13 protein-coding genes are annotated in these 16,257 nt (G+C 34.7%); 7 read left to right on the top strand and 6 right to left on the bottom strand.

Going from position 1 to position 16,257, the window contains the following annotated elements:
- Positions 1-60: 60 nt before the first annotated feature.
- On the bottom strand, positions 61-1,839 hold the full coding sequence (gene argS, locus ACM55M_RS10335) for an arginine--tRNA ligase (protein ID WP_416857537.1): 1,779 nt from the start codon (positions 1,837-1,839) through the stop codon (positions 61-63).
- 292 nt (positions 1,840-2,131) lie between these two features.
- Here argS and ACM55M_RS10330 point away from each other — a divergent pair, with 292 nt between their 5' ends.
- The gene (locus tag ACM55M_RS10330) at positions 2,132-4,501 is read left to right on the top strand and encodes a TonB-dependent receptor (protein ID WP_416857536.1); all 2,370 of its coding nucleotides are present in this window, start codon (positions 2,132-2,134) and stop codon (positions 4,499-4,501) included.
- 92 nt (positions 4,502-4,593) lie between these two features.
- Here ACM55M_RS10330 and ACM55M_RS10325 read toward each other — a convergent pair whose 3' ends face one another.
- The 4 genes from ACM55M_RS10325 to ACM55M_RS10310 all read right to left on the bottom strand — a co-directional run bounded on the left by ACM55M_RS10325 (position 4,594) and on the right by ACM55M_RS10310 (position 8,079).
- Positions 4,594-5,601, bottom strand: a complete 1,008-nt coding sequence (locus ACM55M_RS10325; RefSeq protein WP_416857534.1) for a 3-oxoacyl-ACP synthase III family protein — start codon at positions 5,599-5,601, stop codon at positions 4,594-4,596.
- 242 nt (positions 5,602-5,843) lie between these two features.
- Positions 5,844-6,788, bottom strand: coding sequence for an ABC transporter ATP-binding protein (locus ACM55M_RS10320; RefSeq protein WP_416857533.1), 945 nt, complete (start codon positions 6,786-6,788; stop codon positions 5,844-5,846).
- A 106-nt stretch (positions 6,789-6,894) separates the two neighbouring features.
- Positions 6,895-7,587: a YiaD family glycine zipper/OmpA-like lipoprotein gene (locus tag ACM55M_RS10315; RefSeq protein WP_416857531.1), complete on the bottom strand. Its 693-nt coding sequence runs from the start codon at positions 7,585-7,587 to the stop codon at positions 6,895-6,897.
- An 18-nt stretch (positions 7,588-7,605) separates the two neighbouring features.
- Positions 7,606-8,079, bottom strand: coding sequence for a lipocalin family protein (locus ACM55M_RS10310; protein ID WP_416857530.1), 474 nt, complete (start codon positions 8,077-8,079; stop codon positions 7,606-7,608).
- Between the two features lie 176 nt (positions 8,080-8,255).
- On the opposite strand from ACM55M_RS10310, the gene htpG reads away from it, so the two are divergent.
- Both htpG and ACM55M_RS10300 read left to right on the top strand, forming a co-directional pair.
- Positions 8,256-10,157 (top strand): molecular chaperone HtpG, encoded by a 1,902-nt coding sequence (gene htpG, locus ACM55M_RS10305; protein WP_416857529.1) that lies wholly within the window; start codon positions 8,256-8,258, stop codon positions 10,155-10,157.
- Positions 10,158-10,564: 407 nt separating this feature from the next.
- Complete coding sequence (locus tag ACM55M_RS10300) at positions 10,565-11,194, top strand: outer membrane beta-barrel protein (protein WP_416857528.1); 630 nt, start codon at positions 10,565-10,567, stop codon at positions 11,192-11,194.
- 228 nt (positions 11,195-11,422) lie between these two features.
- Here ACM55M_RS10300 and ACM55M_RS10295 read toward each other — a convergent pair whose 3' ends face one another.
- Positions 11,423-11,887, bottom strand: coding sequence for a hypothetical protein (locus tag ACM55M_RS10295; protein WP_416857526.1), 465 nt, complete (start codon positions 11,885-11,887; stop codon positions 11,423-11,425).
- A 226-nt stretch (positions 11,888-12,113) separates the two neighbouring features.
- Between ACM55M_RS10295 and ACM55M_RS10290 the strand changes: the two genes are divergently transcribed.
- The 4 genes from ACM55M_RS10290 (at position 12,114) to ACM55M_RS10275 (ending at position 16,256) form a co-directional block, all read left to right on the top strand.
- A complete protein-coding gene (locus ACM55M_RS10290; RefSeq protein ID WP_416857525.1) occupies positions 12,114-12,518 on the top strand; it encodes a DUF2721 domain-containing protein in 405 nt (134 codons plus the stop codon).
- Positions 12,519-12,663: 145 nt separating this feature from the next.
- Entirely contained in the window at positions 12,664-14,055 is a 1,392-nt protein-coding gene (locus ACM55M_RS10285; RefSeq protein ID WP_416857524.1) for a DUF1800 domain-containing protein, read from the top strand.
- Positions 14,056-14,132: 77 nt separating this feature from the next.
- Positions 14,133-15,302, top strand: coding sequence for a DUF1501 domain-containing protein (locus ACM55M_RS10280; protein WP_416857523.1), 1,170 nt, complete (start codon positions 14,133-14,135; stop codon positions 15,300-15,302).
- 57 nt (positions 15,303-15,359) lie between these two features.
- Complete coding sequence (locus ACM55M_RS10275) at positions 15,360-16,256, top strand: EamA family transporter (RefSeq protein WP_416857522.1); 897 nt, start codon at positions 15,360-15,362, stop codon at positions 16,254-16,256.
- Position 16,257: the final 1 nt, after the last annotated feature.

Below are 16,257 nucleotides of genomic sequence, written 5' to 3'. Positions count from 1 at the left end.
TAGTTTTCAACAACGATCATAACGAATATACAAAAAAAGCCAGATTAAATATCTAATTAATTACATTCTTTCCGGAACATTAATTCCAAACAAACGGAAAGACGCAGCGATGGTATCAGCCACTTTTTTAGACAACTGAACTCTGAAAATTTTCTTTTCTAAATTTTCTTCTCCAAGAATAGGGACAGCCTGATAGAATGAATTGTATTCACGCACTAAATCATACGTGAAATTTGCCAGTAAAGCCGGACTATGATTGTGTGCCGCATTTTGAATCACTTCAGGAAATAATTCCAATTGTTTCAGCAATTCTTTCTCTTTTTCATGAAGTTCCGCGACTGTGCGCGAAATGGCATAATCAAAATTAGCCTTGCGAATAATCGATTGAATTCGGGCGTAAGTATATTGAATAAATGGCCCTGTATTTCCTGCAAAATCTACTGATTCTTCCGGATTAAAAAGGATACGTTTTTTTGGATCTACTTTTAGAATATAATATTTCAAAGCCCCAAGGCCTATGGTGTTGTATAGATTTGCTTTTTCATCAGCAGAATAAGTATCTAATTTCCCTAAATCCTCCGCAATTTTTTGAGCCGTATCTGTCATTTCCCGCATCAAATCATCTGCATCAACAACAGTTCCTTCACGGCTTTTCATTTTGCCTGAAGGTAAATCTACCATTCCGTAAGATAAATGGAACAGGTTTTTAGACCAATCAAAACCTAATTTTTTCAGGATAAGAAACAATACCTTGAAATGATAGTCTTGTTCGTTCCCTACAGTATAAACCATTCCACCAACATCCGGGTAATCTTTTACACGCTGAATGGCAGTTCCAATATCTTGTGTCATGTAAACGGCTGTTCCATCTGAACGAAGCACAATTTTTCTGTCTAAACCTTCATCTGTCAAATCGATCCAAACGGAACCGTCAGGATCTTTTTCAAAAACACCTTTCTCTAAACCAATTTGAACAACGTCTTTTCCTAATAAATAGGTATTGCTTTCGTAATAATAACAATCAAAATCGACCCCTAAATTTTTATAGGTAACTGCAAAACCGTCATAAACCCATTGGTTCATCGTTTTCCAAAGTGAAATTACCTCAGCGTCTCCAGCTTCCCATTTAAGCAACATTTCTTGTGCTTCAAGAATGATTGATGCTTGTTTTTTAGCCTCTTCTTCAGTTTTTCCGGCACTCATTAATTGGGCAATTTCTTCTTTATAGGCTTTATCAAAAGCCACATAAAAATTTCCAACTAATTTATCTCCTTTTAAACCTGTTGATGCTGGTGTTTGTCCGTTTCCGAATTTTTGCCAAGCCAACATTGATTTACAAATATGAATTCCTCTATCATTTATGATCTGGGTTTTATATACTTTTTTCCCAGAAGCTTTGATGATTTCGGCTACTGAATATCCTAAAAGATTGTTACGAACGTGACCTAAATGCAACGGTTTATTCGTGTTTGGTGAAGAATATTCTACCATTATAGCTTTATCCTCAGGATTTGGTGTAACAAAACCAAACTTTGTATCGTCTTTGATTCCTTTGAAGAAATTCAAATAATATTCGTCAGAAATAACAATGTTTAAAAATCCGGAAACCACATTGAAACGACTTACTTCTGTTACGTTTTCTACTAAATAGGTACCAATTTTGTTCCCCAATTCTACGGGATTACTTTTAATAACTTTCAATAATGGAAAAATAACCATGGTAATATCACCTTCAAATTCCTTCCGAGTGGTTTGAAATTCAACTTTGTCAATAGCAATGTCAAATAAAGCTAGAACCGCTTTTTCAATAGAAGGCGTAAGAATTTGTGATAATGTCATTTTATGTATTTATTTAAAGGTTGCAAATATAGTTATAATGCATCGATTTGAAAATTGGAAAACAATATAATTTCCTAGTGACAGCATCCCTCTTAAATATTTACTAATTACAGTTGAGTTATTTTTTCTAAAGTGGTTGTAACAATTTATCCATTAAAGAGTCTATTTAGGTAACATTTTATTTCAATAAAATGTTAAATTTCATAAAACAGTACTATGCAATACATATATCTAAAATAAATCAATACCTTTGCATCATCATCAATCAATTTTTAATCAAAAACAAAAAATCATGAAGCTCACATTAATTTTATTTTGCTTATTCGGAACCGTGTTTTCGATACAAGCGCAAAATTCGGTCAAACCAATACTTTTGGAAAACTCTGGAAGTATCTCAGGCAAGATAATCGACAAGAAAACTAACGAACCACTTCCGTATGTAAATGTTATTGTAAAAGAAGAAAATAAAGTGGTTACGGGAGGAATAACTTCAGACAAAGGAACTTTTCTTATCAAAAATCTGGATTTAAAAAAATATACGGTTGAGATACAGTTTATAGGATACAAAACGGTTTCAAAAACAATTTCATTAACAAATGGAGACAAAAATGTCAATATGAATACCATTTCGTTAGAGGAAGATGCAATTGAATTGAAAGGTGTTGAAGTGGTAAGTGAACGTTCTACAATTGAACAAAAGATTGATAGAAAAGTAATCAATGTTGGTAAAGACTTAATTTCAGCAGGGGCCACTGCCGCAGAAATCATGAACAACATTCCATCAGTAAGTGTTGACCCGCAGACAAATGCAATTAGCCTTCGTGGAAATTCTAATGTCCGAATCTTAATAGATGGAAAACCAACTACAATTGAAGCTTCCCAATTATTACAACAAATTCCTTCGACGTCCATCAAGCAAATTGAATTAATCACTAATCCGTCTGCTAAATACAATCCGGAAGGAATGAGTGGAATTATCAATATAGTTTTGAATAAAAACAGTAAAATTGGTTTTAACGGAAGTGTGAATAATGGGGTAACCTTTGGAAAAACACCAAAATTAAATTCTTCAGTAGATATGAATTACAGAACTGGAAAGTTCAATATTTACGGGAATTATGGTTTGAATACCGGAAAACAATCCAATTACGGGTTCATAAAAACAACAGAGCCAGGTCAGGAAGATTTTCAAAAATTTACTTTTTTGAATAATAATACTTCTCATTTAGCGAAAGTAGGTTTTGACTTTTATTTAAATGAAAAAAATACTATTTCCTTCTATACAACGCAAAACGTTTATAGAGGAAAGGGAGACTCTAAAACTACCGTAGATTTTCTTGATCCATCCAAAACGGATATTACGCAATTGTTTAATAATAAAAACAACAATTACTCACAGGCTTATAACTTCGATTATAAAAAGGATTTTAAAAAAGAAGGACATAACATAGAACTTGAGGTAAATTACGCTAATAATGATGACAAGGAAAATGCTGTTTTCAGTACTCCTGCCGCTAACCATATTACAAACAAAGGAAACAATACACTAATCAATTTAGACTATACCAATCCTTTAACAAAAACAACCAAACTAGAGTTGGGTTTAGAAAGTAGAATCGAAAACACAAAAAACAATTTCCTTCTAAATAATTCTTATAATTCTGACTTCTCCTATGAAAGAAACATTTATTCTGCTTATGCAAATGTTTCCAAACAAATAGGAAAATGGAGCGGACAAATAGGAACCCGTTTCGAAAAATACGATGCCAAAGCACTATTCAAAAAGGTAAATGAGAATAACGAAACATTCGAAGATGATTTATTTACACTATATCCATCCGGATACATCAATTATACGCCCAACGAAAAGAACTCTTTTAATTTAAGTTTTTCAAGACGTGTAGACAGACCAAGTATTGATCAGGTAAATCCAATACGGGAATGGAGTACCCCACAAATTGATTCGGAAGGAAATCCGAAACTTTTTCCACAATTTACGAATTCTTACGAATTGAATTACACTAGAAAAACAAAAATTGGTTCCATTACAACCGGTGTATTTTACAGAAGAATAAATGATGAAATCACAAGAACTCTTTATGAAAACCCTAATGATCCCTCTAAGATAATTTTATCCTATGCAAACCTCAACGACAACAATGCTTTTGGTTTCGAAATATCAGGAAATTTACAATTTACAAAATGGTTGAGTTCTAAGATCAGCTTTGATGCATATAGCAAAAAAACAAGAGGTGTGGTAGCTGATGAATTTGTTGAAGTAAATGTAACAGCCGTTAATGCGCGTATCAGTAATACATTTAAGGCTTCTAAAAACTTACGCTTTCAATTATCGGGTATGTATAGAGGTCGTGATTTAGGAATACAAATGCTGAGACAACCTATGTGGAAAATGGATTTAGGAACCAGTTATACGGTTCTAAAAGGAAGCGGAACAATAACTGCACGATTCAGCGATGTTTTCAATACGATGCACTTCGCTTTTGAAGGAACAAAACCAAAAAAACTGGAAGGACAATTCAACTGGGAAAGCCAATCGGCATATATTGGATTCAATTACCGTTTTGGGGCAGGAAAAAACAAAGCGATTGAAAGAAAAGCACGTGATAAAAACGAAACCCAAGGTGGTGGTGGACTTTTATAAAATAAGTTTTAATAGTTTGTTGCAAAAAGAAAACCCGGAGTATGCCAACTCCGGGTTTTCTGATATAAATCGTTATAACTAAAAAAGATTTTTCACCATTTTATAATAGCACTTCCCCAAGTAAAACCACTACCAAAAGCAGCCAAAACTACTGTATCTCCTGATTTTATTTTCCCTTGTTCCCATGCTTCAGTCAAAGCAATAGGAATAGAAGCGGCAGTTGTATTACCGTATTTTTGAATATTGTTATATACTTGGTCGTCCGTCAATCCAAATTTCTTTTGGATAAATTGAGAAATTCTCAAATTTGCCTGATGTGGAATCAACATATCAATATCCGAAACCTGCAAATTATTAGCCTGCAGCGCTTCATTTATTACTTCGCTAAAACGAACTACAGCATTTTTAAAGACAAATTGTCCATTCATATAAGGGAAATAACTTTCATCATCTGGATCATTATCGGCTAAAATATCAGTAACCCAGCGACCTCCCATGCCTGGTGCTTTTACAATTAATTCTTCGGCATGTTGTCCTTCAGAATGTAAATGTGTGGACAAAATTCCTTTGGTCAAATCTTCTTCTCTGCTCAAAATTGCTGCTCCTGCTCCATCACCAAAAATTACCGAAACACCTCTGCCTCGCGTCGTCATATCCAATCCTGCCGAGTGCACCTCAGAACCAATTACCAAAACATTTTTATACATTCCCGTTTTTATGTATTGATCCGCAACGGACAACGCATAAATAAAACCGGAACATTGATTCCTAACATCCAAAGCACCAATAGTTCTAAGACCTAAATCACGTTGTACCAAAACTCCCGGGCCTGGAAAATAGTAATCCGGACTTAATGTGGCAAAAACAATAAAATCAATATCTTCTTTTGCAACACCGGAACGCTCAATCGCGATTTCAGCCGCTTTTACTCCCATCGTAGTTGTAGTATCTTCCCCGCGTATAATGTGCCTTCTTTCTTGAATACCGGTGCGCTCCTGAATCCACTCATCATTCGTGTCAATAATTTTCGACAAATCGGCATTGGTAACTATATTGGAAGGAACGTAAAATCCCAATCCTGCTATTTTTGAATGGTACATAGTTTTATTATTTTATTAAAATAAGGATACATATTTAACGATACGCTAAATATCAGGTTCCAAATTACTACTTTTTTAGTAATATGCAATTATAATTTTCAGGAGCTATATCCTGCTGTACACTGTATCTTTTATTCTCGTAAAAAAAAACGAGAATAAAAGGATGCCGCTCCCATCAGGGCTAGGTATTCACTATTAACCTGAATTCAATTATCTTTTATTTGAAAACTGCTATCTGCTAATTAGGCTAACATCAAAGTCACTTCTAGATTCAATTCTAATTCCGAATCGTGTTCAAAGAAAATAGCCCTTCTTTCAAAAGCGGCTTTAATCAAATAATGACTTCCTTTAAAATAGCATTGTTTCACAATTACCTGCATCCTTCCGTTATCGACAACTTTTAATTGATGTGGATACAGTAAAAGCGCTTCATCATCTCCATCAAGTTCAATTAATTGTGACAATTTTAATTCATTGACTTCTCCAAAAAGGGACGCGACATATTTATTAATAGGATTTTCATATAAGGCCTTTGAGTTTCCTTTCGCTATGACGTTTCCATTTCTAACCACAATCGTTTCATCCGAAAAAGACAAAGCATCCGTACTGTCATGTGTGGCAATAATGCAGGTAATCCCCTTTTGTTTTAAGTAACTGAATAAATTTCTGCGCAAGGCATTTTTCCGAAACGAATCAATCTGACTGAAAGGTTCATCCAGCAAAATGATTTCTGGCTCCAACGCCAAAACTCTGGCCAATGCCACTCTTTGCTGTTGGCCTCCACTGAGGTATTTGGCTTTTCCTTTTGCAAATTCCGTCATTTCGACCATTTCCAAAAGTTCCTGAACTCTGGCTTTCTTTTTGTCTTTATAAATATTGGACAAAAACTTCCCTACGTTTTCTTCGACAGATATATAAGGCATCAAATCGAAATCCTGCGCTAAATATTTGATGTAATCTTCGCCAGGAATAAGATTCTGTTTTGGCCCAAGAATTCGTTTATTATTATAGGTTATTTCTCCTTCATCCAAATCATATAATCCATATATCAATTTTAATAAAGTACTTTTACCGCAGCCACTCTCGCCTATTACAGCTATATTCTGACCTTTGGCAATTTCAAAACTAACATTCTTGATAACGGGATTTTCAATGTATGTAAAAGAAATGTTTTTTATTTCAAGCATGTTCTGTATTTAAGAGCGCAAATTTACGATGTTTAATTTAAAAAAAAAGCCAAAAAAAAGCTGTTTCCTTACGAAACAGCTTTTACTTTTATAGAAAATTAGCTTATTACTTCACTTCAGTTTTTGCTTCTTGAATCATTTTCTCATTTGCAGTAATAGCAAATTCAACACGACGGTTTTGGGTTCTGCCTTCAGCTGTTTCATTTGATGCAATTGGGTCAGCAATTCCTAAACCAGTTACTTGAAATCTCGTAGAAGAAACGCCTCTGCTCGCTAAATAATCTCTAACGGACGCAGCTCTTTCTCCAGAAAGTTTCAAATTATATTTTGGTGTACCCGTAATGTCTGTATATCCGTAAATTGTAATATTTGTATCAGGATATTCTTTAAAAACTGGAACTAATTTATCTAAATTTGCTTTTGCTTCCGCAGTCAAAGAAGATTTATTAGTATTAAAACGCACTGCATTTTCATTCAAAACCAATTTAATTCCTTCTCCTACACGAACTACTTCAGCTCCCGGAAGTGCTGCATCGATTTCTCTTGCTTGTTTGTCCATTTTGTTACCAATGACTCCACCGGCAACACCACCAACAACACCACCTAATACAGCTCCAAGGGCACCTTTTCCTCCTTTTCCAAGGTTGTTCCCAAGGATTCCACCTATAACGGCTCCACCAACGGCTCCTATTCCAGCACCTTTTTGCGCATTATTTGTATTTTTTAATGCTTCACAACTTGTAAACATTGAACCTATAACTAGTATTGTTGCTATCGCAACTATTGAAATCTTTTTCATATCTGTCTTTTTATGTAATTAGTTTTTTTGAAATTGGTAAACCACGTCAGTTATTTTTCCTCCCACGTCAATTTTATCAATCAATTGAAAAGAAGTAGCTGTTTGGTTTGCTACCATAAGGATATACCCTTCTCTAACTTTTTTAGCTTTTATACCTGCATCTAAAACTTTTAGAACAAATTGCCCGTCTTTGTTTACAAACCAAGTAATCGGTGAGCTAAATGAAGTACAACCTGCTTTTGTCAAAGCCATATTTCCTTTATTATTATTTGAAACAAACTTCCATGTACTTCCAACAAAACATTCTGAATCAGCAATTTGAAAAGAATTTACTTTGATGTATTGCGAACCCGGATACGTTACTGAACTAATCACCCAGTTTCCTTTCATTGCAACTTGAGCTTTAGTATTTTCATTAGTACCTGTTACTGATTTTGACTTACAAGCAAACATCGAAACAGCTAATATGCATAATAAAATAATTTTTTTCATCTTTTAAAAATTTGTAATTAATACTCTTACAAAGATACGAAGCAAACGAAACAAAAATGTTTCAAAATTAAATTATTTTATATCATAATTAACGCTTCCGACAATTTGTCACTTTAGTCTAAATTGGTATCTTATTTGAGTAAATTGTACCAAATTCAAACTTAAAAATTCAAAATATGACAACTGGAAAAATTAACGTTTCGGTAGAAAACATCTTCCCCTTAATCAAGAAATTCTTATACAGTGATCACGAAATTTTCTTGCGTGAATTGATTTCTAATGGGACTGACGCGACGCTAAAATTAAAACATTTAACAAGCATTGGCGAAGCCAAAGTAGAATATGGCAATCCAATTATCGAAGTGAAAATCGACAAAGAGGGTAAAAAACTGCACATTATCGACCAAGGTTTGGGGATGACTGCGGATGAAGTAGAAAAATACATCAACCAAGTAGCCTTTTCCGGTGCCGAAGAATTTCTGGACAAATACAAGGATTCTGCAAAAGATTCCGGTATTATTGGTCATTTTGGTCTTGGTTTCTATTCTGCTTTTATGGTTGCCGAAAAAGTGGAAATTATCACTAAATCGTTCAAAGACGAACCTGCAGCACACTGGACCTGCGACGGAAGCCCTGAATTCACTTTAGAGCCTGCTGATAAAACCACTCGTGGAACAGAAATCATTTTACATATTGCTGAAGACTCTTTAGAATTTCTGGAAGAATCTAAAATCAGTCAATTATTAAATAAGTACAATAAGTTCATGCCTATTCCAATTAAATTTGGAACTAAGACAGAAAAAATTGAACAAAAAAAGGGTGAAGAAGTTGCCCCAGAAGACATAGAAGAGACCTTCAAAACAGTTGAAATAGATAACATCATCAATAACCCAAATCCAGCTTGGACAAAACTGCCAACAGAATTATCGGATGAAGATTATAAAAATTTCTACCATGAATTGTATCCAATGCAATTTGAAGAACCGTTATTCCACATTCATTTAAATGTTGATTACCCGTTTAATTTAACCGGTATTTTATATTTTCCAAAATTGGGTTCTGATTTACAAATTCAGAAAGATAAAATTCAATTGTACCAAAATCAGGTTTATGTAACCGATAATGTAGAAGGAATTGTTCCTGAATTTTTGACCATGCTTAAAGGGGTTATTGATTCACCGGATATTCCATTGAATGTATCTCGTTCTGGATTACAGGCTGATGCTGCCGTTAAGAAAATCTCGAATTACATCACGCGTAAAGTGGCTGATAAACTAAAATCGTTATTCAACGAAAACCGTGAAGATTTCGAGAAAAAATGGAACGACATCAAGATCGTTTTAGAATACGGGATGCTTTCTGAAGACAAATTCTACGAAAAATCAAGTGCATTTGTTTTGTATCCTACTGTAGATGATAAATTTTACACGCTGGAAGAATTAAAAGAAAAACTGGCCGCTAATCAAACTGACAAAGACGGAAAACTAGTGGTTTTATATGCTGGAAGTAAAGAAGCGCAACACTCGTATATCGAAATTGCCAAAGACAAAGGATATGAGGTTTTATTGCTTGACTCCCCAATTATCTCGCATTTAATCCAAAAAATTGAAGGCGACAACAGCGGAATGACTTTTGTGCGTGTCGATTCAGACCATATTGATAATTTAATCAAGAAAGAGGAAACTACTATTTCTAAATTATCTGAGGAAGAGCAAACCAATTTAAAAACAGTTTTAGAAACGATAGTTCCAAAACAAAATTATTCGGTACAACTGGAAGCAATGGACAGCCAAGCAGCTCCATTCATTATTACGCAACCGGAATTCATGCGTAGAATGAAAGAAATGAGTCAATCTGGCGGTGGCGGAATGTTCGGAATGGGAAATATGCCTGAAATGTACAATTTGGTTGTAAATACCAATTCAGATTTGGCTACCACCATCCTTACTACTGAAGACAAATCAGCTCAGGAAAGTTTGGTCAAGCAAGCGCTAGACTTAGCTAAATTGTCACAAAACCTATTAAAAGGAGAAGCGTTAACGGCTTTCGTGAAAAGAAGTTTTGACATGATAAAATAATTTCAGCAACACGCTACAACACTAAGGGCTGTCCACATCGGGCAGCCTTTTTTTGTTTAGGAGCAGAATGATTGGTTTCCATAAGAACACCTCCTCCTGCTGCCCATTGCAATCCACGCCCGATTACTTCGTCCCTAGCAATGGCGTGGTATTTTCATTGCCATCAGGGCTATTTAGAGTGTTTTTATTTTCAAAATAATGTTCATTAAAACCGCTCAAACCAGTTCACTCATTAAATAATCGGTTGTAACTATTTGTAAAGAATTATTTATATATTTGAATTGTAACAAATGACGTTTGTCATACATATCTTCTCATAAATGGGTGGGCTTGTATGATTTTTTCATATATATAAACGAGTTGGCGGAAACCATCTGAAAAATGAAAATCATCTATTAAAACAAACTATGAAATTCAAAATATTATTTTTATTTATGTTAATTTTATTTTCAAATAATATAATTTCACAAACAGATGAAAATATAAATCCAAAAGGAAAATGGTTTTTTGGTGCAGAAATTGGTCTTAATACAATTACTTCATTGAAGCCAAATCATGAGAATTCAATTCAAGGTGGAATATTGGCTGAATATTATTTTGCACAGCATTGGAGTTTATCAGGAAGAATAAAATATTTTAAAACTGGAGTTTCATATAATAATGACCCAGCTTATAGATTTTATGGAAGTGTAATTTCAATTCCCGTAAATGTTAATTGGCAATATCGAATTATGAAAAATTTTAGTGGAAAATTAAAACTTGGTTTAGCATTGAATCAAGAAATAAAAAGCGACTATTGTTATCCGACAAATGCTAAAACAAATTATTCAACTTTGTTTGTAAATTTTAATCCTGCATTTGGTTTTAACTATTATCTAAATAAAAAAACTGCCATATATATGAATTATGAAGTTTATATTTTAGGGAATGACCGAGTTATAAAAGATCGAGATATGGATTTTGTGCCAACTTCAACAAATAATAATCTTTTCAATATTGGAATTAAGTACAATTTTGGAAAGGAAAATAAGAAATGAAAAATGGCTATCCGCTAACCCAGCTAGCGTGAGTTTCTCGCTCATGCACACAAACAAAATCAGAAAATAAATACAAATAAAATCATGTACGTATAAATTGGAATGAGTTTACTTTTTCTCGCAATAGCATTTTTTGTAACAGATAAAAATGCAAAAACACCTGCTATAAAACAAATAAAGCCGTTTTTTCTAAACAAGAAAAAACGGCTTTTTGCAAACTTCAATATACTAAAGGCCTAATCGTATGCTGGGGGCACGCACGCCTATTTGTGTATTTACCGAAGTATTGCTTGGTCTTCTTTGATAATTTCTTTGATCATATTCGTAATAATAAAATCCCGCATGTCCATAAAAAGAATCACTGTGGTGGCAATGCGCATCACAATGAGAATGATGCATGGTATACACATCTTGCTTGCTGGCAATATAGGCCTGATACGCTTTTCTGTTCTTTTTCTTTAACTCCTTTTCGTAGGCTTTTTGCTCTTTCCAAAAGGCTTTCTCTTCGGCTTTAGTTTTAGCCTTAAATGTTAACTCATAATTGGCATCTTCACTCCCCCTTTGTTGGTAATACGTGATTTTATCCGGATTGGAATTTATACGTCTTTCACTTTCTACACGGGCATCTTGGGCTTGTACTGTTGCTATTGTTCCCAAAAAAAATATTGCGAATAAGGTTTTAATTGTTTTCATGATTATAAATTTTAATTACAGTTAGTATCGTTTGTATTGCTAACTTCAATAGTAAGACAACTGTAAAGCACTTTACCCTACCTAAAAGTTGTATTATTTTAAAAAAGTACCGAAATACTGCAAATAGGCAATTCATCCAACTTCACATCACTCTTACCTTTTTTTATAGAAAAAAGAATCGAATTGCGTACTTTAGATATTTCATTATAAAGAAACAACCATAATTATGACCTTACCTATTGAAACTCCTGCCCTGCTTTTCTCCGCAACTTCCTTGATTTTATTGGCATATACCAATCGGTTTCTAACGATAGCCACCATCATAAGAGGACTGAAAAAAGTATACAAGGAGAAAGAAAACAGCTTGATTTTATTGGAAATCAAAAACCTAAACTTACGATTAACCCTCATTCGCTACATGCAAATGGCTGGCGTCTTGAGTCTATTCCTCTCGGTATTTACGATGTTATTATTATTTTTAGATCAGCAATTATTTGGCGTTTATCTTTTTGGATTGAGTTTATTCAGTTTACTGATTTCATTGGGTTTATCGTTTTGGGAAATTAATATTTCTGTCGATGCACTTCGCTTGCATTTAAGCGATTTAATGGATAAAAAAGAAGGCGTCTAATTAAACTTATTTGGATCACCAATACGAAAACCTGATAGTTTCTGTTATTAAAGAAGAACAGAAACTATTGTCAAAAACAAACTTTATTGTTTTCCCATTAAACCCTTTTACAATTATAAAGTCCAACTGTCAAGCACTTTAGATTATGAACAACCACACCCTTTGGTCCTTGCGACTCGGATATTCAGCTAAACAGGCGGAAACTATCAAAAGAACAGGTTTAAAAAATTTCTTGGAACAGTCTTTTGCTCAAAAATTTGATTCGCAAGTTCCTGATTTTCTGGAAAACAGTCCGAAATCATTTACTGAATTAAAAGAACTCCGGAAAAAATTAAAAGCCTCAAGTCCAGAAGAAGCAAAAGAAATGCAAAAAAACGAAGTACAAACTTCCTTTGAAATGAAAGCTTGGTGGATTGATAAAATGAATGAAGACGAATTTCCGCTTCGGGAAAAAATGACCTGTTTCTGGCACAACCATTTTGTGTCCACGTATCAAAAAGTGAAGGTCAATTATTGGGTTTTTCAGCACAATCAAATTTTAAGGGAGCATGCTTTTGGAAATTTCAAAATCCTGACCAAAGAAATCATTAAAAGTAATGCGATGGTGCGTTACCTCGATAATACCGACAATAGGAAAGACAAGCTCAATGAAAATTTAAGTCGGGAATTACTCGAACTTTTTACCCTTGGAATAGGAAATTACACGGAAGAAGATATTAAAAACGGAGCCAAAGGTCTTGCCGGACTTGGCATTGGGGAAGAAAATGCAGTGTACAGAAAATTTTTCGAAGACAATGAAAGCTTCAGTTATCTGGGTAAAAAAGGCAATTTAAAACTGGATGAAATGGTCGATGCCATTTTCGAACAACCCAAAATCCCTTATTTAATCACTCGAAAGATCTTAAAATGGTTTATTTATGATAATCCAAAGGAGGAGTTAGTGCACTATTATGGTGATTATTTCAAGAAAGTCGATTTTGAAATCAAACCACTTCTGACCAAAATTTTCACCGAAGAATTCCCCAAAAACAATGCAGGTTCCAAAATTAAAAATCCGTTGGAATACCTTTTACAATTAATGGATGAACTCCATGTTCAAAATCCGAATGGAAAATTAATCGCGCATTTTATCAAGGACCAAGGCATGGATTTATTCAACCAGCCCAATGTAAAAGGATGGGACGGCGGGAATTCGTGGCTCACTTCACAAGTTTTTCTGCAACGAAACAATGTTGCTGATTTGCTTTGTAACGGTAAAAATTTAAACCGAGGAAAAAAAGAAAATGAGAATGCGATGAGGAAACAAAACCCCAATCGGCCCAGAAACGTAATGCTGCATTGGGACAAAGAAGGGAATAATCAGCAAATCATTGCCGAACTCAAAGACCGGCTACTATTTCAAACTGATGAAACTGACCAGCAGGATTTTGAGAAATTATTAAAATACGATTTCGACAGTAAAACCGAAGGTTCCGAAAATGCCGTGACGCGATTGTTTAATTTTATGGTGAAAACACCGGAATTCCAACTAATATGAGTCGAAAGTCAAATGTCCTAAAGTCAAATGAAAATTTAGACTTTGGACTTTAGACTTTGGACATTAAGACTACTATTATGAACAGAAGAAATTTTTTAACACTCACAGGGACATTTACAGGAGGATCACTCCTATTGCCTGATTTTTTATATTCTTTTGGCTCTCAAAACAATTTGGTTTTGGTTGAACAATGCATTGTTTTTGTTCAGTTAAATGGTGGAAATGATGGGCTAAACACGTTCATTCCATTTGAAGATGCCCTTTATTATGACTTGCGTCCCAAAATTTCAATTTCAAAAACGGAAGTACTCTCCTCATCAAAAGGGATGGCGTTTCATCCCGCTCTGAAAGGTTTTGCCAGCATACAGCAAAGCGGCGATTTGTCCGTCATACAAAATGTAGGGTATCCAAATCCGGTTCGTTCTCATTTTCGAAGTCAGGAAATTTGGCAAACCGCACCAACCAATCAGGAATATCTCAATGAAGGCTGGCTCGGTCGCTATCTTGATTTGCAATGTAAGGAACACCAACCCACGGCGGGCATAAACATTGATACCATTGATAATTTAGCGTTGAAAGGAGGAGAACCCAACTCGATTACCGTAAAAGATCCCAATCGGTTTATTACAAAAAACAGATTGGAAAACGACAGCCAATTATCCAATAATCCACAGCTGGATTTTGTTCGAAAAATTGCCAATTCCGTCATTGAAGGTTCCGATGAGATCCAAAAAGCGTTGTCTAAATCAGCCGTTTCAGATGTGGTTTATCCAAAAACTGGCTTGGCTAAAAACCTCGAATGGATTTCGAAATTGATAAAAGGAAACCTGAACTCAAAGGTATATTATACCTCGCTGGGTGGTTTTGACACCCATGACAATCAACTTGCAATACACAAAAACAAATTGACGGATCTCAATGATGCCGTTTTTAGTTTTTACCAAGATTTGAAAAAAGCACAACAATTACAAAACGTAACAATAGTGGTTTTCTCGGAATTTGGCCGCCGCGTAAAAGACAATGGAAAAGGGACTGATCACGGGACGGCTGCTCCCATGTTTATCATTGGAGGAAACAACCGAGGAAAAATCATAGGAAAAAACCCCAATCTTTCGGATTTAGATACTGGTGATTTAAAACATGAGATTGATTTTAGAAGCGTTTATGCCTCCCTTTTGAAAAACAAATTTGATTTTGATTCCTCTCAAATCGGAATACGAAACAAAATTCTGGAAGGATTATTTTAAAAAAGGCATAAATCACCACAAAACCTTATCTTTGCCCCGCTTTTTAAAATGGAATAAATGATACAGAATAGGGTGTTAAAAGGAGTTTTTTTGGTGGGTCTTGGTGCAACGAGTTACGGAATGCTGGCAACGTTTGTAAAAATAGCGTATGACGAAGGTTTTACCACTCCAGAAGTAACAATTGCCCAATTTGTATATGGAATTCTCGGAATGTTGCTTATCAATAGCTCTCAAAAAGCCAAAAAAGGGAATGCTGTTGTAAAAGCATCCAAGAAAAATATTTTTCAATTGATGCTCGCCGGAACATCTTTGGGAATGACCAGTGTTTTTTATTATCTAGCGGTAAAATACATTCCTGTTTCTATCGCTATCGTTTTATTGATGCAAACCGTTTGGATGGGTGTTTTATTCGAAATGATTTTAGAAAAGAAAATTCCTGCTACTCAAAAAATAGTTTCTGTGATCATTGTTTTATTAGGAACTGCACTTGCCACCAATCTTATTCAAAGCGAAATACAACTAGACTGGCGAGGAATCGTTTTGGGTCTTTTGGCTGCAGCATCTTTTACCACAACCATGTTTACCGCGAATCGTGTGGCAACTCACATTTCATCGGCACAACGCAGTTTGTTTATGCTTCTTGGCGGAGCCATAATCGTAGCTGGTTTTGCAATCGCAACACAAACAACCCCTTTTAACTTTGCTATTTTCATGAAATGGGGAATTGTATTGGCCCTCTTTGGGACAGTAATCCCGCCATTATTATTTAATGCCGGTTTCCCGCTTACCGGAATTGGTTTAGGAAGCATTGTGTCGGCATTAGAACTTCCGGTTTCGGTACTAATGGCCTATTTTCTTTTAAGTGAAAAAGTAAATGTTCTTCAATGGTTTGGAATTGTTTTAATAATTCTGGCCATTGTCATCATGAATGTGAATTTTAAGAAAGCAACCTGAT

The sequence above is a fragment of the Flavobacterium galactosi genome (assembly GCF_048158585.1).
In the GTDB taxonomy this organism is placed as follows: Bacteria; Bacteroidota; Bacteroidia; order Flavobacteriales; family Flavobacteriaceae; genus Flavobacterium; species Flavobacterium galactosi.
Note: the sequence above shows the minus strand (reverse complement) of the source record. Positions and strands in the feature narration are given on the sequence as shown.